21 protein-coding genes are annotated in these 25205 nt (G+C 60.9%); 12 read left to right on the plus strand and 9 right to left on the minus strand.

What is annotated here, in order from left to right; translation table 11 throughout:
• Nucleotides 1-7: 7 nt before the first annotated feature.
• Complete coding sequence (locus J1W56_RS08895) at nucleotides 8-1000, plus strand: MlaD family protein (protein ID WP_105732406.1); 993 nt, start codon at nucleotides 8-10, stop codon at nucleotides 998-1000.
• A 103-nt stretch (nucleotides 1001-1103) separates the two neighbouring features.
• Nucleotides 1104-1658: an ABC-type transport auxiliary lipoprotein family protein gene (locus tag J1W56_RS08900; RefSeq protein ID WP_374042692.1), complete on the plus strand. Its 555-nt coding sequence runs from the start codon at nucleotides 1104-1106 to the stop codon at nucleotides 1656-1658.
• 9 nt (nucleotides 1659-1667) lie between these two features.
• Here J1W56_RS08900 and J1W56_RS08905 read toward each other — a convergent pair whose 3' ends face one another.
• Nucleotides 1668-2093 (minus strand): rhodanese-like domain-containing protein, encoded by a 426-nt coding sequence (locus J1W56_RS08905; RefSeq protein ID WP_223612933.1) that lies wholly within the window; start codon nucleotides 2091-2093, stop codon nucleotides 1668-1670.
• 85 nt (nucleotides 2094-2178) lie between these two features.
• Here J1W56_RS08905 and ftrA point away from each other — a divergent pair, with 85 nt between their 5' ends.
• Together ftrA and J1W56_RS08915 are read left to right on the plus strand one after the other, a co-directional pair.
• Nucleotides 2179-3180 (plus strand): transcriptional regulator FtrA, encoded by a 1002-nt coding sequence (ftrA, locus tag J1W56_RS08910; protein ID WP_223612934.1) that lies wholly within the window; start codon nucleotides 2179-2181, stop codon nucleotides 3178-3180.
• A 97-nt stretch (nucleotides 3181-3277) separates the two neighbouring features.
• The gene (locus J1W56_RS08915) at nucleotides 3278-3889 is read left to right on the plus strand and encodes a LysE family translocator (RefSeq protein ID WP_223612935.1); all 612 of its coding nucleotides are present in this window, start codon (nucleotides 3278-3280) and stop codon (nucleotides 3887-3889) included.
• Nucleotides 3890-4191: 302 nt separating this feature from the next.
• Here the strand turns inward: J1W56_RS08915 and J1W56_RS08920 are convergent, their stop codons facing one another.
• Nucleotides 4192-5730: an FAD-dependent monooxygenase gene (locus J1W56_RS08920; RefSeq protein WP_223612936.1), complete on the minus strand. Its 1539-nt coding sequence runs from the start codon at nucleotides 5728-5730 to the stop codon at nucleotides 4192-4194.
• 319 nt (nucleotides 5731-6049) lie between these two features.
• Nucleotides 6050-11278, minus strand: a complete 5229-nt coding sequence (locus J1W56_RS08925; protein ID WP_223612937.1) for an apolipoprotein A-IV repeat region-like domain-containing protein — start codon at nucleotides 11276-11278, stop codon at nucleotides 6050-6052.
• Between the two features lie 301 nt (nucleotides 11279-11579).
• On the opposite strand from J1W56_RS08925, the gene J1W56_RS08930 reads away from it, so the two are divergent.
• From J1W56_RS08930 to J1W56_RS08940, 3 genes are all read left to right on the plus strand, one after another.
• Nucleotides 11580-11954, plus strand: a complete 375-nt coding sequence (locus J1W56_RS08930; protein WP_223612938.1) for an Hpt domain-containing protein — start codon at nucleotides 11580-11582, stop codon at nucleotides 11952-11954.
• A 108-nt stretch (nucleotides 11955-12062) separates the two neighbouring features.
• Nucleotides 12063-12383, plus strand: a complete 321-nt coding sequence (locus J1W56_RS08935) for a 2Fe-2S iron-sulfur cluster-binding protein (RefSeq protein WP_223612939.1) — start codon at nucleotides 12063-12065, stop codon at nucleotides 12381-12383.
• A 109-nt stretch (nucleotides 12384-12492) separates the two neighbouring features.
• Nucleotides 12493-13518: an NAD(P)/FAD-dependent oxidoreductase gene (locus J1W56_RS08940; RefSeq protein ID WP_223612940.1), complete on the plus strand. Its 1026-nt coding sequence runs from the start codon at nucleotides 12493-12495 to the stop codon at nucleotides 13516-13518.
• Between the two features lie 31 nt (nucleotides 13519-13549).
• On the opposite strand, the gene J1W56_RS08945 is transcribed toward J1W56_RS08940, so the two are convergent.
• Entirely contained in the window at nucleotides 13550-14170 is a 621-nt protein-coding gene (locus J1W56_RS08945) for a DUF922 domain-containing Zn-dependent protease (protein ID WP_223612941.1), read from the minus strand.
• Between the two features lie 138 nt (nucleotides 14171-14308).
• Between J1W56_RS08945 and folP the strand changes: the two genes are divergently transcribed.
• Nucleotides 14309-15148, plus strand: a complete 840-nt coding sequence (gene folP / locus J1W56_RS08950) for a dihydropteroate synthase (protein WP_223612942.1) — start codon at nucleotides 14309-14311, stop codon at nucleotides 15146-15148.
• Nucleotides 15145-15669, plus strand: a complete 525-nt coding sequence (gene folK / locus J1W56_RS08955; protein ID WP_223612943.1) for a 2-amino-4-hydroxy-6-hydroxymethyldihydropteridine diphosphokinase — start codon at nucleotides 15145-15147, stop codon at nucleotides 15667-15669. Before folP ends, folK begins: the two co-directional genes overlap by 4 nt.
• On the opposite strand, the gene J1W56_RS08960 is transcribed toward folK, so the two are convergent.
• From J1W56_RS08960 to J1W56_RS08975, 4 genes are all read right to left on the minus strand, one after another.
• Entirely contained in the window at nucleotides 15670-16212 is a 543-nt protein-coding gene (locus J1W56_RS08960; protein ID WP_223612944.1) for a hypothetical protein, read from the minus strand.
• 106 nt (nucleotides 16213-16318) lie between these two features.
• Nucleotides 16319-17404 (minus strand): YcjF family protein, encoded by a 1086-nt coding sequence (locus J1W56_RS08965; protein WP_223612945.1) that lies wholly within the window; start codon nucleotides 17402-17404, stop codon nucleotides 16319-16321.
• Nucleotides 17401-18864 (minus strand): YcjX family GTP-binding protein, encoded by a 1464-nt coding sequence (locus J1W56_RS08970; protein WP_223612946.1) that lies wholly within the window; start codon nucleotides 18862-18864, stop codon nucleotides 17401-17403. The genes J1W56_RS08965 and J1W56_RS08970 overlap by 4 nt, the downstream gene beginning before the upstream one ends.
• 78 nt (nucleotides 18865-18942) lie before the next feature.
• Nucleotides 18943-19458, minus strand: a complete 516-nt coding sequence (locus tag J1W56_RS08975) for a SixA phosphatase family protein (RefSeq protein ID WP_223612947.1) — start codon at nucleotides 19456-19458, stop codon at nucleotides 18943-18945.
• Nucleotides 19459-19830: 372 nt separating this feature from the next.
• On the opposite strand from J1W56_RS08975, the gene dksA reads away from it, so the two are divergent.
• Nucleotides 19831-20247 (plus strand): RNA polymerase-binding protein DksA, encoded by a 417-nt coding sequence (dksA, locus tag J1W56_RS08980; RefSeq protein ID WP_091877580.1) that lies wholly within the window; start codon nucleotides 19831-19833, stop codon nucleotides 20245-20247.
• Between the two features lie 73 nt (nucleotides 20248-20320).
• Here the strand turns inward: dksA and J1W56_RS08985 are convergent, their stop codons facing one another.
• Nucleotides 20321-21409: a flagellar biosynthetic protein FliO gene (locus tag J1W56_RS08985; protein WP_223612948.1), complete on the minus strand. Its 1089-nt coding sequence runs from the start codon at nucleotides 21407-21409 to the stop codon at nucleotides 20321-20323.
• 337 nt (nucleotides 21410-21746) lie between these two features.
• Between J1W56_RS08985 and cckA the strand changes: the two genes are divergently transcribed.
• Together cckA and J1W56_RS08995 are read left to right on the plus strand one after the other, a co-directional pair.
• Nucleotides 21747-24335: a cell cycle histidine kinase CckA gene (cckA, locus tag J1W56_RS08990; RefSeq protein WP_223612949.1), complete on the plus strand. Its 2589-nt coding sequence runs from the start codon at nucleotides 21747-21749 to the stop codon at nucleotides 24333-24335.
• An 88-nt stretch (nucleotides 24336-24423) separates the two neighbouring features.
• Nucleotides 24424-25119: an ArsR/SmtB family transcription factor gene (locus J1W56_RS08995; RefSeq protein ID WP_223612950.1), complete on the plus strand. Its 696-nt coding sequence runs from the start codon at nucleotides 24424-24426 to the stop codon at nucleotides 25117-25119.
• Nucleotides 25120-25205 lie beyond the last annotated feature (86 nt).

Consider the following 25205-nt stretch of genomic DNA (forward strand, 5'->3'; position numbering starts at 1 on the left):
ATAATCGATGGAGACCAAAGCCAACTACGTTCTGGTCGGGATTTTCACGCTTGCGGTTTGCGTCGCGGCTTTCGTCTTCGTGTATTGGATCGCCCGTTATGGCGACAGGCAGGAAATGACGACGCTGGAAATCCGTATCGCCGGCTCCGTCACCGGCCTGGCCGAGGGCAGCCAGGTGCTGTTCAACGGCATCAAGGTTGGCACCGTGCGGCGCCTGAATATCGACAAGACCAATCCTGACGCGGTGATCGCCACCGCGGAAATTGACAGCACGACACCGATCACCCGCTCGACCCAGGCCACGCTTGGCTTTACCGGCCTGACCGGCCTGGCCTTCGTGGAACTCAAGGGCGGCAAGGTCTATGAGCCCAATCTGCTTGAAGAAGCCGACAAGGATGGCGCCGTCGCGCGTATCGATGCCGATCCGTCGGTGGTCAACAACCTTCTGCAGAAGGCGCAGGACATTCTCGAACGCGTCAACACGGCGATGAGCTCGATTGAAAGCTTCATTACCGAAGTGAAGGGGCCGCTTGTCGATACGGTCAACAACACGAAGAAGTTCACCGATGCGCTGGCCAAGAACTCCGATGTGATCGACAAGTTCAGCCAGAGCGCCGAAGACGTGCAGTCGGTGGTGCGCGAGGCGCGCGAAATGATGACGCGCCTGAATGCCGCTTCCGCCCGGGTCGATGGCGTCCTGGCCAAGGTCGACAATCTGGTGTCCGACGGGGATGGCAGCGTCGTGGCTGAAGCGCGGAACACGCTCAAATCCTATCGTGCGGTTGCCGACAATCTGAACACCAAGCTCGGCCCGATCACGGACAACCTCAACCGCTTCTCCGGACAGGGCTTGCGCGACGTGCAGGCGCTCGTCACCGAGAGCCGCCAGTCGGTCCAGCGCATCGAGCGTGCGATCAGCGATCTAGAGAAGAATCCGCAGCGGGTGATTTTCGGCGGCAGCGGCAATGTGCCGGAGTATGACGGCCGCACGCGCCGTTGACTTTGACGATGCTGCATCGCATGAAGGTTAATGAATCGTGAAGCTTTGCGTGACAGGGATGATACCATTGGTGAATTCAAGAACGACAATTGCCGCTCTGCTGATGGCTTTGTCCGTTTCCGCCTGCGCCGGAACCAAGAAGCTTGATACATTCGATCTGTCCGGCCCGTCGCTGTCCGACACTTCATCCAGAAAACATGGCAGCCGCCAGATCCTGATCGCCGCGCCATCGGCCCTCAAAGCGCTTGACGGCGAGAATGTCGTTGTCCGCTCCGGACCGAACGCCATTTCGTTCCTGAAGGGCGCACAGTGGTCCGACCGCCTGCCGAACATCGTGCAGACGCGGCTTGTGCAGGCCTTCGAGAGCTCGGGCCGCTTCGGCGGTGTCGGCCGTCCCGGCGAAGGCCTTGCCATCGATTATCAGGTGATCAGCAATATCCGCACGTTCGATATCGATGCCTCAGGCAAGGAAACGGCCGTCGTCGAAATCGCCATCAAGATCCTCAATGACAAGAACGGCACCGTGCGCGCAACGCGCGTGTTCCGCTCGACATCGCCGGTCAGCGGCCAGGGCAATGCCGCCTATGTCACCGCGCTGAACCATGCGTTTGACAGCGCCGCAGGCGATATCGTCACCTGGACGCTGTCGGTTATCTAAACCAGAAACTCAGGCAACCTTTTTGAGTTCGCCCGCTGCCGGACCGGTGGCGAAGGGGAGTTCCTCGTCGGCCCAGCCGGTAATGCCGCCGATCATGATTTTCACCGGACGTCCCAGTCTTGCGAGTTTCAGCGCCGCCTGATCGGCTCCATTGCAGTGGGGGCCGGCGCAATAGGCGACGAACAGCGTATCGTCAGGCCATGCGGCCATGCGCTCGGCGGTGATCTCGCGATGCGGCAGATGAATGGCTCCCGGCACGTGACGGCGTTCATAGGCCGCCGGTGTTCCCACCACGTGCAGGAGTACAAAATCCTGTTCGCCCGCCTTCAGCGATGCGGCCACATCGGCACAATCGGTCTCAAGCGCGAGACGCCGGGAAAAATGCTCGATGGCAATCTGTGGTGCGGCGGCAGGGGTTTCGGTAACGTAGCTCATGGGGTTCTCCTGTGTTGCTGCCCAATTCGTAAGGCAAGCAACAAGGCACTGGTAGTTGGCAAGATTGCCATATATCGTCGATATCATGTCAAACACATCCCTTGCCCCACGCCTTGAGAATCCGCTGGTTGTCGCCGTTGCCTATGACGGGCTCTGCACGTTCGAGTTCGGCCTGGTCGTCGAAATGTTCGGACTGCCGCGCCCGGAAATGGGCGATGACTGGTACAAATTTGCCGTCGCCAGTATCGAGGTGGGCGAGCTGCGCGCTACGGGCGGCGTGCGTATTCTTGCCGATGGCGGGCTTGACCTGTTCGAACAGGCCGGAACCATCATCATGCCGGGCTGGCGGGGTGTAGAGCATGCAGTGCCGGACGCTTTGGCACAGGCCCTTCGGCGGGCGCATGCCAATGGTGCGCGCATTCTGTCCATTTGCTCCGGCGTGTTTGTTCTGGCCGCCGCCGGTCTGTTGTCCGGCCGCAGGGCGACGACGCATTGGCGCTATGCCGATCTTCTGGCAGAGCGCTACCCTGACGTCGCGGTTGAGCCCAACGTGCTTTACGTGGATGAAGGCAGTGTGCTGACCTCTGCCGGGAGCGCGGCGGGCATTGACCTCTGCCTGCATCTGATCCGCCGGGATTTTGGCACCGAAGCCGCCAACAAGGTGGCGCGCCGGCTTGTGGTGGCGCCGCACCGTGAAGGCGGGCAGGCGCAGTTCGTCGAACGGGCCGTGCCGCCCCCGCATGAAGGGATACGGCTGTCACCGCTGCTCGAGCGGATGCGCACCGAGCTCAGGCAGGATTTTTCCATTGCAACACTGGCCAAGGCGGCGGGTATGAGCCCGCGCACCTTTCTGCGCCGCTTCGAGGCCGCTACAGGCACGACGCCGGCCAAGTGGCTGCTGTCGGAACGGCTGGCCAAGGCACGGGAACTGCTCGAGCAATCCTCACTTTCTGTTGAGATCATCGCCGAGACCACCGGGTTCGGCACGGCTGCCACCCTGCGGCATCATTTTCGCCAGCAACTGGCGACAACACCCACCGCCTACCGCGAGATGTTCGGCAAGGGCCGGGAACTGGAGATCGCCTGAAAAGGCGCCGTGGATGCTTAAGGCCTATCCGCCTTCTTGTAAGACCCCATGGTCTGGCGATATGATCTATCTTTTTTAAGATAGCGGTAATGTTGAAATGTTGCTCTTTGTCATGACATCCATTGCTCTTGCGTTCACGCCTGGACCAGACATGCTTTTGTGTATGAGCCGATCAATACGATCCGGTCGAACGGCAGGTCTTGTGTCCGCTGCTGGATCAACACTCGGACTTTATTTGCAAGCTGTCGTGGCCGCGATGGGCCTTACCGGTTTGCTGGCTGTTCTTCCGGAAGTATATATTCTCGTGAAGTATCTTGGCGCAGCCTATCTGCTCTATCTCGCATGGCGAATGATCGGGTCAGACGAGATTTTTCGCGATGATCCAACTCCGGCTGAAACAAGCTACAAATGGATTTTCTTCCAAGGCGTGTTGACGAACTTGACCAATCCAAAAGCGATCGTGTTCTTTATATCGTTCTTTCCGCAATTCATTGACCCAGCAGGATCAATTCTTGCTCAAAGTCTTGTCCTCGCCACGATCATAAATGTTTTCTCATTGGCTGTATTGATTTTGATCTGCCTCTTCGCGTCAGCCTGGAAAAATTGGATTGTCAGGCGCCCCGCCATGATACGCCTGCAGAATTGGGTGGTTGCTGGCATATTCGGCATGTTTGCCGTAAAAATCCTGACAAACCCTGTGAGAAGCTAGCCATATTTTTCCGCCTTCTGGAAATTCGCAGCCGCTGCCGCCGCTGGTCAATATAATGACCTGTTCCATTCTCACCCCAGCTATGAATAGCTGTTCTGCACGCGCGGCCTCCCAACCCGTAGCGAGTTAGATGGAAGGCTCCAACCTTCCCCCAGAAGGACTGCGCAAGTGGCTTCTCAGCCGCCCATAGCGAGATGTTCGGCAGGGAGTCATGTTCTGCAACGCCAGTGACTGGCTTTGCAACCAAACCACTTCCCTCATGGTGAGCTTGTCGAACCACGCACCATGTATCGTTCACCTACCTATTCAGGCTCGCCGAACCATTGCGCCGCGGTCTGCGCAAGGCCCCCCAGATCGGAAGCGGTCTCGCCGGCCCAGGCGACGATGCCATCCGGACGTACAAGCGCGGCACGCAGGCCAAGCCGGTTTCCGGCATCCCGTGCGAGATAGCCGATCCGGCCGCCCCAGCGGCGTGCCAGTGCCTGAAGCGGTGCAGTGGCGTCAAAGTCCAGGAGGAGGCCTTTCCCGCTTCCAAGATGCCCGCCAAGGAACGTTCCGTCGGCCAGCTCGAAGTCGGGCGCACTGCGGCCGACCAGCGGGTGGCTGCCGCCAAGATCGTAGCGGAGCGACACGCCCCAGACGCGTTCAGCGAAGTAGGTTGCACCATCGCGCGTGTCGATGAGATCGCGGATGATGGCTTCGAGCGCACGGGAACTGCGGCTCGGCCGCATGAGCGCGACCTGGGCGCGCGACCAGTCAAGCACCTGCGCTCCGACCGGATGCCGTTCTCTCTCATAACTGTCGAGCAGGCCGGACGGCGCGGTGCCGCGGATTGTTGATGCAAGCTTCCATCCCAGGTTCATCGCGTCGCCAAGCCCGAGATTCAACCCCTGTCCGCCGAGCGGGGAATGGATGTGCGCGGCGTCACCGGCGAGCAGCACCCGTCCATGGCGGTAGGCGGTGGCCTGACAGGCGCGATCCGTCCACGTGGTGGCAAGCGTGAGCGCCGTCACCGTGATGCCGGTGCTGGAGACGCGGCGCAGCACCGCCTGCACGTGGTCGAGCGTGATCGGCCGGGTCCGGTGGTAAACGCCGCCGTCGAAATCGACCATCGCGATGGTTCCGGGCTTCTGGTAGGTGTACATGCCAGTCGGCGTATAGTGACGGCCGGGGGCAAGCACGTCCGGATCAGCCATCTCGACCTCAACGGAATAGCCGGTGAATTCGGGATCCGTGCCGGTGAACGTAAAACCGCCAGCCTTGCGCACGGTGCTGCGCCCGCCGTCGCAGCCGACGAGCCAGCGTCCGTGAAAGGCGGTACCGCCGGCATGAACGGTCACGCCATCATCCGACTGGTTGAAACCTTCCACGCCGAGGCCGCGCCTGATCTCGACGCCCATCGCGTCAGCCCGGGCGGCCAGGACGGATTCCACCTGTTGCAGGGTGGTGGCCAGGTTGGCGGCGGCTGGGCCGGGCAGGCGATAGGGCCATTTTGAGGTGTCGATATTGTCCTGGAAAAACTGGATGCCGGCGAAATGGCCGCCAGGGCGGCGCGGCTGTTGCACCCAGTGCGCGGCAGCCGGTGTCCTGTTGCCATCCGATGGTTCTTTTTGCTGGGCCGAGATGTCACCCAGCAGGCCACGGCGGTAGAAGGCTTCGACGGTGGGGGCGGAAAGGCCGCGCATGCCGAACGGCAGCCCTTTCAGGGGGGAGTGCGGGTTTTCGGCTTGCTCCAGCACCAGGACCGAGAGGCCGGCGAGGCGCAGCTCGCAGGCAAGAAACAGGCCGACAGGGCCTGCACCGGCGATCACAACATCATAAATCCTGGGAAAATCGGGCATGAACTACTCCTTTGTGGTCGTTCGACCGGAGCGGTTCATCGTTCTGCGAACCACACGGACGAACAAGAAACGCTTGGACAGCGTTGGCTGTTCGTCGAGGGGAACACATGCACGAGGCAGGGACAGAGCTTCCGTTTCCGAAAGGACTTGGGCTTACCAAACCAAGTCTGCCTTTTCCGACGCGGCGAATATAGCGCCGGAGCCGCCGGCCTGCAACGGGAGATATTCCATTCGCTGCTGGCCTGTCTCCGGCGCTGATGCGCAGGCAACAAAAAACGCGGCCAGTGGCCGCGTTTTTCAGTTCTGACAGGACACCGCCTTAGCGCAGGCGGTTACTCGCATGGGCCAGCATGGTGTAGACCTTGCCGGTATCCGACGTCAGGTAGTTCTGGGTCAGGACATTGTCGCGATCGTTGCGGGCAACGTCTTCCAGCAGGCGTTCGAAGTCATCCATGTAGCGGTCGACGGCACGGCGGAATTCGCTGTCTGCCTGGTACTTGCGCTTGATCTCGTCAAACGTCTGCTGACCCTTCAGCGTGTACAGGCGACGGGTGAACACATTGCGTTCACCGGCGCGGTAACGCTGCCACAGTTCAACCGAAGCCTCGTGGTCGATGGCGCGCGTGATATCGACCGAAAGCGAGTTCAGCGATTCAACCACCTGACCGGGCGAGCGTGCCTCAGGCGCCTTTGCCTTTGGCTCGGCCGGAGCTTCATCACTGGATGCACGACGGAGCAGGTCGGAAACCCAGCCATTGCCCTGCTTGGGCTGTTCCGGGTTGCCGCGCACGTCGAGGCTGCCGCGCATGGCCGGGGCCGGGGCAGCGGGTGCCGCAGCAACGGCGCGTGGTGCTGCAACCGGTTCGCTGCGCTGCGGCTGCGGGGCCTGTGCAACAGCTGCTGCCGTACGGGCAGGAGCAGGGGCGCGGGCTGCCCGGGCTTCGCCGACGTCGGTCAGGCGTCCGGACTTCTGTACGATTTCCGACAGCTCCTTCAGCGCATTGATCTGCTCGGAAACAGCCTTGCGCATCTGCGCGGTCGACTGCTTGGCTTCTTCCGGCATGTCCATGACGCCGCGCTGCAGTTCGGAGCGGGTCTCTTCGAGTTCCGCACGGATGGCAGCCGAGGAGCGGCGGATTTCGTCCGTCGCATTGGCGAACTTCTGCGATGCCTGTTCGACAACTTCCGCGATCGAATTGCGGATCTGTTCGGTTGTCTGCGTGGCACGGCCTTCGGCCCGGTCGAAGGCGGAGGAGACGAGGGATTCGAACGACCGCATGGTCTTTTCGATGTGCTCGGATTTCTCCACCAGACCGGTTGCCAGATTCTGCAGGGCGGCCTGACGTTCGTCGAAGGTCGAAGCGAGGTTCGACTGCGACGAGTTGATCAGTTCCGATGCAGCACCCAGCATCTTGCCATGCTCGTCGAAACGCTTGGCGATGGAGGCAATGTCGACGAGTGTCGTGTTCGACAGCTGCGAGAGCTTGCCGATATTGCCGTCGATCAGGCGTGTCGAAGACTGGAAGGACTCGGCAGCCCGCGTTGCATTTTCAGCAAAGGTGGTTGTCGTGTCGAGCAGGCGGCCGTCGATGTCGCCAAGGTTCTTGGTGGCCATGTCGATCAGTTCGCCCAGCTTCGCATTGGAAGAGGAGAGGCGGTCGATCAGGTTGCTGACGTCGTCGGTCAGGCCTGCCTTGGCTTCCTGGACAGCGGTGATGGTTTCCGCGGTGCGGCTGGCGATGGCATTGATCAGGGCCGCATTTTCCACGCGCAGGCGTTCTGTCGCCGCCGTGGTGGCTTCGACAAGCTGCGAAGCGAGCGTACGGCCATTGTCAGCAAGGCTCTCGACGAGCGGCTGCGCCGTGTTGTCGAGGATGCTGATGATTTCCTGCGAGCGGGCTGCCAGCACTTCGTTGAGTTCGCGGGTGCTTTCGGCCAGCTTGGAGGCGGTGGAATCCGTGGCCGCGGTGAAGCGTGCTTCCAGTGCTTCCAGATTGGCGGCGGCTTCCGTTGCCCGCTGACCAAGACGCTTCTCGGTTTCAGCCAGGCTTTCGTTCATGCGCTGGCTGAATGCCTCGCCGTGGCCGTCGAGTGCTTCACCGGCCTTCTGTGCTTCACCGGTGAGGGTGGAAGCGGCTTCGGTGATCTTGTCGCGCAGGGTGCGGGCAACGACCGAGGCGCTCTGTTCAAGCGACTTGCGGACATTGTCGACACCCATGGCGAGCGCGCTCTGCATGGTCGTCGTGCGTTCGTCGATGGTGCCGCCATGGGTTTCGAAGGCCTTGGCGAGCACTTCGGCGCTGTCGTGCAGAACGGCCTGCAGGGCAACGGTACGATCGCTGATGGCGCTAGCCTGGCCGTCAAGGGTCTGGCTGAGCGTCGTATTGCCATGTTCCATCGCCGCGCGAATACCGCTGATACGGTCGTCGAGCACGCTGGCATGGCTGTTGAGGGTTTCACCAATGCGGGCATCGCTGTCGGCGAGGCTTGCCGCGATGGCTGCGGCCCGCTCGTCGATCGTGCCGACATGGGCGGCAAGCGTATCGCTGATACCGGCATTGCTGTTGGCAAGCGTTGCCTGGATGGCTGCCGCGCGCTCATCGAGCGTGTTGACGTGCGAGGCAAGTGTGCTGCCGATCTTGGCGGTGCTGTTGGCAAGCGTCGATGTGATCGTCGCAGCCCGCTCGTCAATGGCGCCGACATGCGAGGCGAGCGTGTCATCGATGCGCGCACTGCTGTTCGAAAGCGCTGCCGAGATCGCGGCTGCCCGTTCGTCAATCGCATTGACATGCGAGGCAAGCGTATCGCCGAACTGGGCGTTGCTGTCGTTGAGCGTTGCCCGGATTCCGGCGGCACGTTCGTCGATGGCTGTGACATGCGAGGTGAGCACATTGCCGATCTGGGCATTGCTGCTGTCGAGAACAGAGCGGATGCCGGCAGTGCGTTCGTCGATGATCGAAGCATGACCGGCCAGGGTCTGGCCGATTTGCGCATGGGTGTTTTCAAGCGCCGCCTGGATGGCCGCCGTGCGCTCATCCAATGCCGAGGCATGGGAAGAAAGCGTGTTGCCGATGCGTGTATCGCTGTTGGCGAGCGCCTGTTCGATACCGGCGGTGCGGTCCTCAATGGCGCTGGCATGCGATGCCAGGACATTGCTGATGCGCTCGTCACTGCTGGTCAGGGCGCTTTCAATGCGGCTTGTACGGCCATCAACGGATTCAATGAAGCCGCTGAGCGTGCCGTCGATGCGCGCACCGCTGTTGAGCAGGGTCGACTGGATTTCCGCGTTGCGGGCGTCGATGGCCTGCGTGTGGGCAGCCAGCGTCTCGTCGAGCTTGGCATCGCTGCCAGCCAGAGCCAGCTGGATGTCCTGATTGCGCTCGTCGAGGCTCTTGGCATGATGGTCCAGAGTCTGGGCAATCTTGGCATGCGTGTCGACAAAGGCGGCGCGCATACCGGATGTACGGTCGTCCATGATCTTGGCATGGGCTTCGAGCGTCTGGCCGATGCGGGCATCGCCAGCCAGGATCGCGGCTTCAACACCGGTACTGCGGGCATCGATGCTGCGCACATGTTCGTCCAGGGTCTGGCGGATCTTTTCATCCGTGTCGGAGAATGCAGCATGCATGCCCGACGTGCGGTCCTCGATGGCCTTGGCATGGGAATCGAGCGTCGCGCCGATGCGGGCATCATTGTCAGCCAGTGCCGCACGCAGACCGGAGGTGCGGTCATCGAGCGATGCGGTGTGACCGTCGATGATCTGGCCGATGGCTGCCGTGCTGGTTTCGAGAACGGAGCGCAGGGTCGACGTATGGTCGCCAAGCTGTCCGGCCTGATCGCGAATGATCGAGGCAGCCCGTTCTGTTTCGCCGGAAAGGGTTGCAGCGAGGGCTTCGCGGCTTTCGGCCAGCCTGTCGGCAAAGAGCGTCGTATTGGTAGACAGCAGGCTTCCAACCGATTCGGAAAGGCTCGACAGGTCGTTGCCGATCTTCGCCTTCGTTTCGTCGACGATACCGTCAATCGAAGCGCGGCCGTCAGTGAAGGTCTTGGCGATGTCGCGGGTACGTTCGATCAACTGTTCATTGATCTGGCGCGCACGGGCTTCCAGTGCTGAATTCAGGCGTTCGGTGCTGGCATCCAGCGACTGGGCGCGGGTTTCGAATTCAGCGAGCAGGGACCGGCCGCGCTCGTTGATTGTCGTGTCGAGCCCGGCGAGACGCGTATCGAATTCACCGACCAGGGTCTGGGTGGCGTTGCCCAGCAGCGACAGCATGCTGTTGGTGCGGCCATCCAGCGTATCGGCCAGCTTCATCGTCACCGAATCGGTCTGTTCGGAGAGCGCTGCAATCCGCATTTCCAGAAGATTTGCAAAGGCTTCGCCCGAAGTGGTGATCTTGGCCGAGATGTCGTCGGAGCGCGAGCCGATCGATTCGGCAATCGTGTGCCCGCTCTGGGTCAGGCGATCGATGAGCGTATCGCCGGACTGGTTGATCGACATGGTCAGGTTGGTCGAAGCGTTGAGCAGATTGTCACGCAGCGAATCGCCAGCCAGGGACAGTTCATCCTTCAGCTGTTCATGTGCGCTGGAGATCGACGCGCGAACCCGTTCGGCATGGCCGATGACCGATTCGCGTTCGCCGCCAAGACGGTCGACCAGCGTGCGGATGCGGTGTTCGTTGTCGGTATAGACGCGTTCCAGCTGGTTGACCTCGGTCTGAACAAGCGTTTCCAGCTCAACGGCACGGGCGAGGGTGCGTTCGACACCTTCACTCATCGCGGCGACTTCACGGCGAACGGCCTGGCCCAGCGAGGCCACGCGGTCGGACGAGAGCATTTCCGGCTCGGAAAGACGCATGGCGGCTTCGGCCATGGAGCGGGCGGCATACTGCATTTCCTGCGCGCGGCGCACCATCAGGGCAAAGGCCCAGAACAGCATGATCGGAACGATGATCGCGACGGCGAGGGCAATCGCATAGGGCGCAGCGGCAAAATCGGCGAAGGACCGAATCGACCACAGGGACGAGCCGTAGAGCGCCTGACCAAGCGCAAGAACGCCGGCGGCCCAGAGCACGCTGACGATTGCGGTGACCAGTCCATAGGAACGCGGCGCCTGGTTTGAAACCGGCGAACGGGTCGTTTGGGTATTCTGCAGCAAATCGTCATTTGCCGGCTTGAATGTCTGCGGCGGCACGGCGGGCGCCTTTGGCGGCGCGGGCGGAGCAGCGGGAATCGGGTTGGCAGCCTGGATCTGCGGCTTGGGCGCCGGCAGCGGAATCGTGTTCTCCGCAGCAAGGCTTTCCTTGATTTCCACGGGCTTTACAGGTTCCGGAACGACGGGCGGATTGTGTTTTTCCGCTGCCAGTTCCTGCGCTGCCTGGGAAATCTGCGCTTCGAGATCGTTGAAAGAGATCAGATCGTCATCGACTGGCGAAAGATCCATATCCATGCCGAGTGTCGACTCATCGAAATCAATTTCTAGAGCCTTTTCAAGAGCTTCACCAAGTTCATCCTCGGCTTTCGCTGCTTTGTTCTTCGGGGCTGTGGCCATGTTTACCTCGCAATATTGGGCAGTGACCACATGTGGAGCCGACTGCGCCATACTCTTTACGCCTTAAGTCTATCGTACTGGCACATGGATTGGAAAGAAACAATGGATTCGGGAAATGCTTAAAAGTTTAAACACAAGGTTAATTTTTTTGGCCCGAACCAAATTTTGCCGGAATGCCTGAATTAACCCTTCGTTCACCACATCGGGCCAATTCGGGGGGTAGCGGCCACGCTTTAACCCAGAATATCCGGCATTTGATTAAACTTGTGCATTCATTTGAGTCTGAGTTCAGGAGAGTATCATGGCACTGCCACAACAAGCGTCAATGGCTTTTGCGCTGCCGGGCGGCGAAACGTCCAAACCATCGCGCAAACGGCCGATCGATCTTGTGCATCTTACCCGCGAGACATTCGGCAACCGGGCACTCGAGACCGAAATCCTCAGCCTGTTCTCCCGGCAGATCTCCGGAATCGTCAACCGGCTGAGCCAGGCGAATGCGGATGAACGGGTTCGTCTCGCCAAATCGCTCAAGGGTTCGGCGCGCGCCGTCGGTGCCTTCCGTGTGGCCGATCTGGCCGAATCGATTGAACAGTCGCCCGGCAACACGAAGCTGTTGAGCGAACTTCATCCCGAAATCGACGATGTGCGTGATTATATAGCGGCGATCACGCGCTAGGGCCTCAGTCCCGGGGGCGAGGCCCCCCAGGCTGCGTCAGGGAGTGCAATTGACTTCCCTGCCCAAATCCCTATCTCAGCGGTAACTTTTCTGCTTGGGGCTTTTTTCATGGCAAAGATCACGTTTGTCACTTTCGATGGCGTCCGGATTGAGACGGAAGCCGAGAACGGCTCGACCGTGATGGAAAGTGCCATCCGCAACGCCGTGCCGGGCATCGACGCGGAATGCGGCGGTGCCTGCGCCTGCGCGACCTGCCATGTCTATGTCGACAGTGCATGGAAGGACGCGGCCGGAGAGCCGGAAGCCATGGAAGAAGACATGCTGGACTTCGCCTATGACGTGCGTCCGAGCTCGCGCCTGTCCTGCCAGATTCGCGTTTCCGATGAACTGGACGGCCTTGTCGTGCATGTTCCGGAACGTCAGGCCTGACATTCCGCATATTTTGCCTGATATTTTCTCACGGACCGATTAGAATTGCTCCATTCCAGACCGCGGGCGGGTATGAAATACTGCACTGGTTTGTCATGAGGAATTGTCGATGAGTGAAATAACCAAAACGGACGTTGTGATCATTGGTGCCGGGCCTGTCGGCCTCTTTGCCGTATTCGAACTCGGCCTTTACGATCTCAAATGCCATCTGATCGATATTCTCGACCGTCCCGGCGGCCAATGCGCCGAACTCTACCCGGAAAAGCCGATCTATGACATTCCGGCCTGGCCCGAGATCAGCGGGCAGGGTCTGACGGACAAGCTGATGGAGCAGATCAAGCCGTTCGCGCCGCAATTTCATTTCAACCGCATGGTCACCCGGCTGGAACGCCAGCCCGATGGCCAGTTCCACGTGGAAACGGACGAAGGCGAGATTTTTGAGACCAAAGTGGTGGTGATCGCCGCCGGCGGCGGCTCATTCCAGCCGAAGCGCCCGCCGGTTCCCGGTATTGAAGCCTTCGAGGGCAAAAGCGTCTTTTATTCGGTGCGCCGCATGGAAGAGTTCCGTGACGAAGACGTGCTGATTGTCGGCGGCGGCGATTCGGCCCTGGACTGGGCGCTGAACCTGCAGCCCATCGCCCGCAGTTTGACCGTGGTGCATCGCCGTGCCGAATTCCGCGCGGCACCCGACAGCGTGAAGAAAATGTTCGAACTGGTCGAGCGTGGCAGCGTGCGGTTCGAGCTTGGACAGGTTTCCGGCCTGACGGGCACCGACGGGCAGCTGTCCAGCGCCACGATCAAGGCTGCAGAGGGAGAGACGGAGATTCCGGTTACCCGCCTACTGCCGTTCTTCGGTTTGACGATGAAACTCGGCCCGATTGCCGATTGGGGCCTCAACCTGCATGAAAATCTCATACCGGTGAATGTCGAAACCTTCGAAACGTCGGAACCGGGGATTTTCGCCATCGGCGACATCAACTGGTATCCCGGCAAGCTAAAGCTGATCCTGTCCGGTTTCCACGAGGCCGCGCTGATGACCCAGGCGGCCAAGCGCATCGTCAGCCCCGGCGAGCGGGTGGTGTTCCAGTATACGACCTCATCGACCAGCCTGCAGAAGAAGCTGGGCGTCGCTTGAAAGATGAACCGGCGCGTCAGCGCCGGTCACACTATCCCTTTTTCTTTTCCATCTCACGCTGGATGCGGAATATGAGCAGCCGTTCGAAGCGGCGCTCAAAATTCTTTCCCTCTACGCGGTCAAACTGGATCTGCGCAGCGTCCTGCTCCTTCATCAGCTTGACCATGAGTCTGGCCGCATCGGCTTTCATCTCTTCGCAATTGCTGCGCCAGGGCAGGGCTTTCATCGCCCGTTCCATATCGCCGGCGGCGGTGCGGGCGATCACGATATGGCTCTCTTCATGACGTTTGATATCGGCCGACAGCGTATCCCAGATCATGGCGAGATCGGGCTTGGCCGAAGCGCGCTGTTTCCAGCGCGGCAGGTGGACCTGGGCGTGAATGGTGATGTTTGCCTCGACAACCCGGCAGCTCTTGCCGTCGGAGCCGTATTTGACCTTGGTGTTGAACCGCATCTGTGTCGCGCCGGGATGACGAGGCCCGGTCTTGTGCAGTTGCGGACCACGCCGGCTCAACTCGCGGTCGAGATCGGCGGCGGTCGTGCCGGACAGGGTGAAATACTTGTAATTGCGCAGGACCACGGCCGCATTGGCGCTTTCTGTCGCGAGCAGGCATGCAAGTGCGAGAGCCGCCGTTCTGACAATCGTTTTCATGGGGACTGGTCCTTCATTTCGGCCAAAGCCTGCCTGTGCTCCCGATACTGTAGCGCCAAAAACGTTGCGGATGAATTGACGTGACGGCCGTTCTGTTCAAAAACAACTGCAGCAGTACAGTCTTGAAAGGAGCATCCCATGCAAAGAGAGTGGCGTCTGGCGCATGGGCGATCCCTCACCCTCGGGCCGGTGTCTGTCATCATGGGTGTTCTCAATGTCACGCCGGATTCGTTTTCCGATGGCGGCGTGCATCTGGCGCTGGACAAGGCCATCGAGGGCGCGAGGGCGATGATTGCCGAGGGGGCAACCATCATCGATGTCGGCGGCGAGTCGACCCGTCCCGGCGCAACCCGCGTCGATGCCCGGACCGAACAGGCGCGGGTACTTCCGGTCATCGAGGCCCTCGCAGGGGAAACCGATGTCATCATTTCCGTCGATACCTATCGCGAGGAAACCGCGCGGCTGGCCGTTGCCGCCGGTGCGCATATCGTCAATGACGTGTGGGGTGTCCAGCGCGAACCGGCGATTGCCGATCTTGCGGCGGAAACCGGTGCCGGACTTGTCATCATGCATACGGGTCGGGAGCGGGAGCGCGATCCGGATGTCATCGTTGACCAATTCGCTTTCCTCAACCGGTCACTGGAGATCGCCAGGCTGGCCGGCGTGGCGCGCGAGCAGATCGTGCTCGATCCGGGATTCGGCTTTGCCAAGGAAACCGAGGAGAACCTTGCCCTGATGCGGCGGTTCGGCGAGCTGCAGGCCTTTGGTTACCCCTTCCTGGCGGGTACGTCGCGCAAGCGTTTCCTCGGTGCCGTGACAGGGCGCGATGCGGACGAGCGCGACGTGGTCACGGCCGCGACATCCGCGATCCTGCGGCTGGCCGGTGCGGATGTGTTTCGCGTGCATGATGTCAGGATGAACCGGGATGCGCTGGCCATCGCCGATGCCATGCTTGAAACCCGGAGTGCCGGGACATGAGCCCCGTGCACAAGGCGTGGCTGGGACTGGGCGGCAATATCGGCGAACCCGTTCAGTCGATGGCGGAAGCCCTGCAGGCCCTCGACCGCCGCGATGATACGCAGGTCACTGCCGTTTCGCCGGTTTACCGGACGCCGCCGTGGGGAAAGATCGATCAGGCGTGGTTTCACAATGCCTGTGCCTGTGTCGAAACATCCCTCGAACCGGAAGCTTTGCTGGCGGCCACGCTGGATATCGAGCGCCGGATGAAACGGGAGCGGATCGAACGCTGGGGACCGCGCATCATCGACATCGACCTTTTGGCCTATGAGGGCAGGGAGCGCTTTGAAAGCCCGACGCTGACGCTGCCGCATCCGCGCATGACGGAACGGGCCTTTGTGCTGGTGCCGCTCGGCGATATAGCGCCGGATCTTGTGGTCAGCGGCAAAAGCATTGCCGGATGGGCAGTCCTGTGTGACCGTTCCGGCATAGAAAAGGCCCGCACGGATGCGGGCTGGTGGCGCGACAACCGAACGGATTGATCAGTTCTTGGCGATGCTGCTGACCGCGGTGTTGTCTACCCGCTTCAGGGTCATGCCGACAACCGGGATCAGCGTATCTTCCAGCCGCACGGATATGGTGACGTTCAGCGTGTTGTCGCCGGTAAACTTGGCCAGCATTGCGCCGGTCAGCTGTTTGCGGGTGATGTTCAGGACAACCCGGTCGCCGGCAACGCTGCCGCCGGTGATATCAAGGCCCTTGCCCGCCGCACCGTCGAGGAACGTGCCCTTATAGGTGCCGCCGGAACGGGCGATGGTCGCCTTCATCGGCTGGTTGAAAATGCCGACACGGCAATTGCCGTCCAGCGTCATGCCTGCGGTCTCATCGGGCGTTGAACCGTCGAGCGTGCAGGTGAATTTCGTGCCTTTGTACTTGCCGGCAACGATCTCGCCGGGACCAACCCACTGGCCTTCGACGGTCTGAAAGAACTCGGCGTCCTTGTCTTTGTCCTTGGCTTGTGCGGAAAACGCGAAGAGCGCGCATGCGAACAAAGATATGGTAGCGGCAGCTGCGCGTGTTTTCATTCGGGTTACTCAACACAAATCATTGAAATGACGATGACCGATCATCGGTTGGAATGGTTAACGGATGGTTGCCATTCCTGCCGAAATTGCAACCCCGTCCACAGGATTATTGTTTTTTCCCGCCGCCGATACGGGCAAGATCCCCAATAAAATCGCCGATCCCCGGGCGTTTTTCCGCATTGAACGGAAAGGGCCGGACCAGATCCATTGCGGAAATGCCGATACGCGCGGTCATCAGGCCGTTGATGACGCCTTCGCCCAGCCGCGCCGAGAGCTTTGCCGCGAGCCCGTGGCCGACAAGCTGCTGGACGATGCTGTCGCCCATGGCCACGGTGCCGGTGACGGCGAGATGGGCGATCACGTTGCGGGTCAGCTTGAGGAAGCCCAGCGTGCCGGGGCGTCCGCCATAGAGTTCCGACAGGCGGCGGATCAGCCGGGCCGACTCGAAAATCACATAGCCGATATCAACAAGCGCGCGCGGACTGACGGCGGTGACAACCGAAACGCGCTTTGCAGCGGCAAGAATGAGTTCGCGCGCCTGCCGGTCGAGCGGGCGCAGCAATTCGGTTTCCGTCAGGCGGATGAGATCGCGTCCGTCGATGACGTCATCGCGCAGATCATGCAGCAGGGCACGGCCCTTGGCGGTCGCCGGCATGGTTTCAGCTATGGTGACGAGCCGCGCAACTGCCGTCTTGGCCTGCCGTGCGTCATTGTCGGCCGCCGCCTTGGCCGCTTCATCGCGCAGCGATTGTACGGACGCGAGGCGGCGCAGGGCAAGGGTTTCGCGGATGACGATGGCCAGAAGCGAGAGAGCGGCGACGATGCCGACGGCAAGCGCCGCCCAGCCAAGCCAGGGCGCACGCTCGAACAGGGTGCGAATGAGATTGTCGGCCCATAGCCCGACGGCGAGCGATACCAATACGCCGAGGGAGCCGGTCAGCACGGATGCAAAGGAGAAACGTTTCTTGCGCGGCAGGGCCGGTGGCGGGGTCAAGGCATCCAGTTCATCTGCCGTTGCGGCATCGAGGTCGAACACATCAACGGGTGCCGGTGTGATCACCGCGATATCCCTGATTGCGGTGGGCCTGCGGGCTTCGGCTGGTTTGTGCGTCGTTTCCGTCCCGGTGCGCGCGGTTGCCTCCGGCGGGGCCATGCGGAAGGCTGCAGGTTTGCGTGGGGTGCTGTCGGTCATGCGAGGCGATCTCCGATCAGGAACTGAAGCGCGCGATCAAGCCGGATATGTGGCAGCGACAGTGTAAACCCTTCTGCGGTCTTTTCGAGTACCGGCGGACGGAAACGGACGAAGCGAATGGCCGGATCTTCAGAAGCCGATTCCGGTCCTTCGAAAATTGAATCCGGTCTTTCCGGTAAGTCACCGGGAAATATGGCTGTTTCCGTCTTGCCGTCGAAGTGTTCGCCGTCGATCGTTTCGCCCTTCAGCGGTGTTCCGACGATGACGGGGAGGATTTCCTTGCCCTGGGTGACGGTTGCCTCGCGCGTGGTGCGCACCGCCGCCATGGCCAGCACGTCGACATTCGCGCCGGAAAAGTCGGCACGGCCGACGGCCCGGTCCACCAGGCGGCGGACGATGGCCTGCAGCCGGTCATGGCTTTCATGGTGCAGATGATCGGCCTTGGTTGCGGCAATGAGAATGCGGCCGATGCGCCGCTGGACAAGCCCGGTGAGGAAATTGGTGCTGCCGGGACGAAAGCAGGAGAGGATTTCCGTCAGGGCACGCTCGAGATCGGCAATAGCGGACGATCCCGCATTCATCGCCTGCATGGCATCGACCAGTACGATCTGCCGGTCGAGCCGGGCAATGTGCTCGCGGAAAAACGGTTTGACCACATGGGTCTTGTAGGCCTCGTAGCGGCGCTCCATCATGGCGGCCAGCGAGCCGGGGCGGAACTTGCCGGATTTGAGATTGGGCAGGGGTGCGAAGGTGAGGGCGGGTGAGCCGTCAAGATCGCCGGGCATCAGAAAACGGCCGGGCGGCAATGTCGAGAGCGCCCGTTCGTCGGCCTTTCCCGCTTTGAGGTAGCCGGTGAAACTGCGAGCAAGCCGCTGCGCCGTTACTTCGTCGGCCTGCGCATCGGCATCAATGGCATCTGCCACGGCAAGCCACTCGCTTGCCAGCTCGCGGCGGCTTTCAAGGCGCGCCAGATCGAAGGAGTCGCTGGAGAATTCGGCAAAGGACTTGTTGAGGAGCGGCAGGTCGAGCAGCCATTCGCCGGGATAGTCGACAATATCGAGGGAAAGCTTGCCGCCGGAAAACATGCGGTTCCACATCGACGCGGATTCGTATTCGATGGTCAGCCGCAGCTCCGAAATGGCTCGGGTGGAATCCGGCCAGATACGGTCCTCGATGAGCGCCTTGAGGTGGTCCTCATACTGGAAGCGCGGCACGGCGTCGTCCGGCTGCTCCTCCAGATAGGCCTTGGCGATCCGGCCGGATTTCTGCGCTTCGAACATCGGCAGCCTGCCGCCGTGGATGAGATTGTGCACCAGCGCAGTGATGAAAACGGTCTTGCCCGCCCGGGAAAGGCCGGTCACACCAAGCCGGAGCGAGGGCGAAACCAGCCCCGCGGTCCGATCCGCCAGGGTATCGAGGGCGATCTTTGCCTCGTCGGTCAGTGTTGTCAGTGTTCCCAAGTCAATCGTCCTGCACTTTCGCCCGTTCTCGGCCCGGATATAGGGGTGACACGTCTAATGACAAGACGTTGGCTTTTTTCAGAGGTGCTCGGAAGGCGACAGGAACGTGCTCAGCGTCCCGGTTCCATGGCGGATTTCCGCCAGGGGAACGGCAAAATCAATGACGGCGAGCCCCGCCGTGGGAAAACCGGCTGCGAAGGTGGGGTGAGCGGGCGGATCGCCGCGCCCGGCAAGGGCAATGGCCACATCCTCCATCATCGGATTATGGCCGACCAGCATGACGGAATGCGCATTTTCATGCTCAAGACCCGCCATGCGGATGGCTGTCAGATAGTTGTCGGCGCTGCCGGAATAGAGTTTTTCCAGGTCTTCCAGAATGAGGGGCGGTTGCAGGGCGATATGTTCGAGTGTCTGCCTCGCCCGAACGGCGGTCGAGCAGAGGACGATGTCCGGCCGCAGCCCGAACCGTTTCATCTCTTCGCCGAGAACGGTTGCCGATTGAATTCCGACAGAATCCAAAGTCCGGTCAAAGTCTTTTTGCCCGGGAGATGGCCAGACTGCTTTGGCATGGCGGAGTAAATAGACCTGGCTCATCTCTAAACTCCACAGTGTTTTGGTTCTTTTAGGACACAATGAATGGATAAACCTCTGCGGCAAATGACGCAATTCTCAAATAATTGTGCAAAACCGGCCTGTCCTATTTATGGGCGGCCTGCATTTCTGCGAGGCAATGGTTAAACGGCGCCAGCGGATACAGGCGGCCAAAACCGGGATTTTGCCGTATTTTCGGCTGGAATATCGCATTTTATGTCGAGATGGCCCGCATTTGGCGGATTGTTTGCCGATTATTTAAGCAAAACCGCCTTGTTCGAATCCCTCAACAGCCTGTCGTTTTGCAGTTGTGCGGCTTTGTGACACGACCTATATAGGCCTCCTCGCGTCTCATAGGTGCAGGGTGATTCAAAGATGAATAAACTTATCGATCTTGACTATAAGCCCACGGATGACGAGCCTTTCATGAGTGATCGGCAGAAATCCTATTTTCGTGAAAAACTAATCAACTGGAAGAACGACATTCTGCGGGAGGCGCGTGAAACGCTTGAGATCCTGCAGCAGGAAAATGCGAACCTGCCAGATATCGCTGATCGTGCATCGTCCGAAACGGACCGTGCGATCGAGTTGCGGGCGCGTGACCGGCAGCGCAAACTGATCTCAAAGATCGATGCAGCCTTGCAGCGCATTGATGATGGAACATACGGGTTTTGCGAGGAGACCGGTGATCCGATCAGCTTGAAGCGTCTGGATGCACGGCCGATAGCTACACTTTCCATCGAGGCGCAGGAACGTCACGAACGACGCGAGAAAGTCTACCGCGACGATTGATGCGACCTTGATGAAACCAATAGAAAAGCCCGGATCGTTCCGGGCTTTTTTATTGGAGAAGTCTCTCTGAAGGCTAACGCTTTTCCGGCCTGGACAGATCGCCGAGCAGGCGCTCCATTTCATCCTCGATACTGCCGGTCTCCTTGCGCACTTCTTCATCGGGCGTGATGTGGAGTTCGCCTTCGAGATCCGACTCGAACGCATCGCCGAAATCAAGGTCCGCCAGATTGATGTCCGGTTCCTTCGCCTTGGCCGGCCCGAGAATTTCCAGCGACGATTCTTCGTGGATGGACCTTACGCCTTCACTCTGCACGGCGAACGGGAACGCCGCCGCCGTGGTGGTTCTGGTTTCCAAAGGCGTCTTGGTTTCCGGATGTGTCTCATCAAAATGCGGCAGGGCATCGATGTGCGGTTCACTGCGCTGGCTTGCACCAAAGGACGGCGAGGCCGTCCGCTGCCAGCCATTGTCCCTATGCGGCGCCTCGATATGGGGTGTCCCGGCAGGCTGCTGCGCGGCGGCGGGTGGCGATACGGCATCGGGCGCACTGGCGATCGGAGGAATGGGCGCCATGGGTGGAACGGGCGGCAGCGGCGTTGCTGCCGTGATGGGGCGCTGTGGTTCGGGCTGCACCGTTTCGCGTTGCGGAGCCGCCGCTTGAACCGGAGCGGCCGGACGAACCGGCGCGGGCGGTGTTGCAGGTTGCACCGGCGCTGCGGGCCGGCTGACCGGAGTGACGGGCGGTGAAACGCGCGCCGGAGCCACGGGCTGCGGGCGGGGTGCCTCAACCGGCCGCGCCTCGGCTTTCGGCTCGGCATCCGCCGGAGCGATGGTGGCCGCGGGTTCGACGCGGGACTGCGGCTTGGCAAACTGACGGATATTCTGCTCGATCACCAAATCGCTGGGACCGCCGATCAGGATCAGGTGTTCTACGTCGTCGCGCCGCACCAGAACCAGGCGGCGGCGATTATCGACAGCGGCGGCATCGGTCACCGACAGGCGGACCTGACGGTTGCGCCCGCCGGCAACGAAGGTTCCGCCGGTGACGCGCCGCAGAACGGCAAAGACGAGCAGCAGAAGGACAATGACCAGTGCGAAAAGAAGGATGAACCCGACAATCGGGGCAGCGGTTTCGCCGACGACAGCGACCAGCCAATTATGCATGACGAACTCTCCTTTACATTCTCCGGGCCAAAAGGCACGTCCCCCGACATGGAACCCGGAGCAATAATCTGTGTGACACTAGTGCGAGCCTTTGCCTGCTGCAACCCTGACGCATCGTCTGGCCTGTGGCTATCGGCTGGTCCTGCCGATCTTGTGCCGCAATTGCCGTGCGAAACCGTGGAATAATGGCTGGTTCTGCACGCTTGGGGTTTATACGGCATCAAAGATATGATCCAAACGATTCGGAACCAGCATTGGTCATACGGACCTCAGCCGGTTCAAAATATTGTGGCCTGCCCGGGCAGCTTCCGCGATGAAAAGAAGGGGTTTGAGACGGATGTCTCAAGAGACGAACAACGATCTTTATCCAGAACCGATCATTGCCAACACAAAGTCGATCAAGGCGGCCTTGCGTCTTGTCATTCTCGGCATTGTGCTGGTCGGCGTTTCCATCCTTTATTTCATCTACCGCGACCAGCTGGGGCAGCAGTTTCTGCTGGGACTGCTCGGCACGCTGGCCATGACCGGCGTGTTCTATCTCTTCGGTTCGGCCATCAATGTCATCCAGTTTACACCGCGCGGCACCAGCGATGAACTGACGCGCGCCTTTGTCGATACGTTTCCCGAGGGCACGGTTGTCACCGATCAGAAGGGCCGTATCGTCTACGCCAACCGCGCCTATGCCCAGTTGACGGGCGTGACCAATTCCAGCGATGTCCGGGCGATAGAGCACATACTTTCCAGTGAAAGCGCCGCTTCCGATCCGATCTACCGGCTGGCCAATGCGGTGCGGGACGGTATTTCCGGCCAGGAGGAGCTGCGCCTGTCGCGGCCGCTCGACCCCGCCCGCGCGCCGATACCGACCTGGTATCGCGTCAAGGCCCGTGCCGTTGCGGGTATTCCCGGTCAGACAGCGCCGGTTTTTGCGTGGCAGATTGCCGATATCTCCGCCGAGCGCGCCGAGCAGGAGCGCTATTTCCAGGATATTCAGGAGGCCATCGATCACCTCGACCATGCCCCGGCGGGCTTTTTCTCCGCCGACCCTGACGGGCGCATCACCTATATCAATGCGACATTGGCCGAATGGCTCGGGATTGACCTGACCAAGTTCACGCCGGGTTCCATGACGGTCCGCGATGTCGTCGCGGGTAACGGCATGGCGCTGATCAATGCGGTGAAGACGGAACCGGGTACCAGCCGCAACACGGTGATCGATCTCGATCTGGCCAAGGCGAACGGCCAGAGCCTCGCCGTGCGCTTCTATCACCGTGTGCAGGCGCAGCGCGACGGCAAGCGCGGCCCGACCCGGACAATCGTGCTCAACCGCGCCGAGGGCGAGGACAATTCCGCCGCCCTGCGCGCCGCCGAAGTGCGGTTCACCCGCTTTTTCAACTCGGCGTCCATGGCGATTGCCGCCGTCGATGCTTCAGGCAAGATCCTGCGCACCAATGCGCGGTTCCTCGGCCTGTTCTCGCCCGTGGTGGACCGCGATGCCATCGACCGGCGCACGCCACTGGAAACCGTCGTGCATGAGCGCGATCGCGAGGCTTTCGACCGGGCGCTGGCCGCTGCCTTTGCCGGCAAGGCGGAGATTTCGCCGGTGGATACGGTCATTCCCGGGCATGAGGAGCGCCATCTGCGCTTCTATATCAGTCCGGTCTTCGATGCTGGCTCGGAAGAGGGGGCAGAGGAGGCTGCCATCGTTTCCGTCGTGGAAACCACGGAGCAGAAGGCGCTGGAAGCCACCATGGCCCAGAGCCAGAAGATGCAGGCCGTCGGCCAGCTCGCGGGCGGCATCGCCCACGACTTCAACAATGTGCTGACGGCAATCATCATGTCGTCCGACCTGCTGCTCACCAATCACCGGGCGTCCGACCCGTCCTTTGCCGACATCATGAACATCAAGCAGAACGCCAACCGCGCGGCATCGCTGGTGCGGCAGCTCCTGGCATTCTCGCGGCGCCAGACCCTGCGTCCGGAAGTGCTTGACCTCACCGATGTCATCGCCGATGTGCGCATGCTGCTGACACGGCTTGCGGGAACGCAGGTCAACCTCAAGATCGAGCATGGCCGCGACCTGTGGCCGGTGCGTGCCGATCTCGGCCAGTTCGAGCAGGTGGTGGTCAATCTGACCGTCAATGCACGCGATGCCATGCCGGAAGGCGGCGATCTGACCATCCGCACCCGCAATATCGGCGAAAGCGAAAGCGCGGCATTGAACTACCGCGATCTCCTGCCAGGCGACTACGTCCTGGTCGAGGTGCAGGACAGCGGCACCGGCATGCCGCCCGAGGTCATCGAAAAGATTTTCGAACCGTTCTTCACCACCAAGGAAGTCGGCAAGGGCACCGGTCTCGGGCTTTCCATGGTCTACGGTATCATCAAGCAGACCGGCGGTTCGATCCATTGCGAGTCCGAACTTGGCAAGGGCACCACATTCCGCATCTTCCTGCCGCGCCATGTGGAGGCTCCGGTCCTCAACGCGGCAGGTGAAGTGATTGCGGTTGAAGCGCCGAAGAAGGAAAAGAAGGTCGAGAAGGCCACCGATCTTTCCGGCTCCGCAACGGTTCTCCTCGTCGAGGACGAGGATGCGGTGCGCATGGGCGGTGTCCGGGCACTGCAATCGCGCGGCTATACGGTGCACGAGGCGTCCAGCGGTGTCGAAGCGCTTGAAGTGATGAAGGAACTGGGCGGCAAGGTCGATATCGTCGTGTCCGACGTGGTGATGCCGGAGATGGACGGCCCGACGCTGCTGCGCGAACTGCGCAAGGAATACGGGGATATCAAGTTCATCTTCGTTTCCGGTTATGCGGAAGACGCCTTTGCCCGCAACCTGCCGGAAGATGCCAAATTCGGCTTCCTGCCAAAACCCTTCTCGCTGAAGCAGCTGGCAACGTCGGTCAAGGAAATGCTGGAAAGCGAATAGAGGACACGCTTGATACTTCGAGCGTTTTCGAAGCATCCTTGCCGTGGATAGGCCAGTATCGGCCCGGAAGCAGCCACGGAAGAATGCCATGTCGAACACTGCCAGATTTGCCGAAATCGCCGCGCTGGCCGGAGATCCCGGCCGCGCCAGCATGCTCACGGGCCTGATGGATGGACGCGCGCTAACCGCGGGCGAACTGGCGCAGCTTGCCGGGATTACGGCCCAGACGGCCAGCAGCCATCTGATGCGCATGACGGAGGCCGGGCTTCTGCAGGTGGAAAAGCAGGGCAGGCACCGCTATCACCGGCTGGCATCACCAGCGGTTGCGCAAATGATCGAAAGCATCATGCAGATTGCAACACCCGGCACGCCCAGCAAGACCGTGCGCACCGGGCCGCGCGATGCCGCATTGCGGGCCGGGCGCACCTGCTACGACCATCTGGCGGGAAAGCTGGGTGTGTCGATCACCGATGCGCTCGTGGGGGCCGGACATCTGGAACTCGGGCTTGATGCGGGTGAACTGACGGATAGCGGCCTGTCGCTTTTCGACAGGCTGGGCATGGATATCGGTGCGATCCATCAGAAGAAGGGGCGCATCCTGTGCCGCCCCTGTCTGGACTGGAGCGAGCGACGCCCGCATCTGGCCGGTGCCATCGGTGCCGCATTGTGCAGCCACTGCTTCGACAAGGGGTGGATCCGGCGCGCCGACGGCACGCGCGCCGTATCCGTGACGCCGAACGGCCAGCGGCATCTGCGTGAAGCCCTCGGCGTCAGCCTGATGTAGATCGGGATTAAGAGGTGCGTGGTTCGACAAGCTCACCATGAGGGAAGTGGTTTGGCTGCAAGGCTACTAGGAAACATTGCAGGATT

The sequence above is a fragment of the Phyllobacterium calauticae genome, from assembly GCF_019991125.1.
In the GTDB taxonomy this organism is placed as follows: Bacteria; Pseudomonadota; Alphaproteobacteria; order Rhizobiales; family Rhizobiaceae; genus Phyllobacterium; species Phyllobacterium calauticae.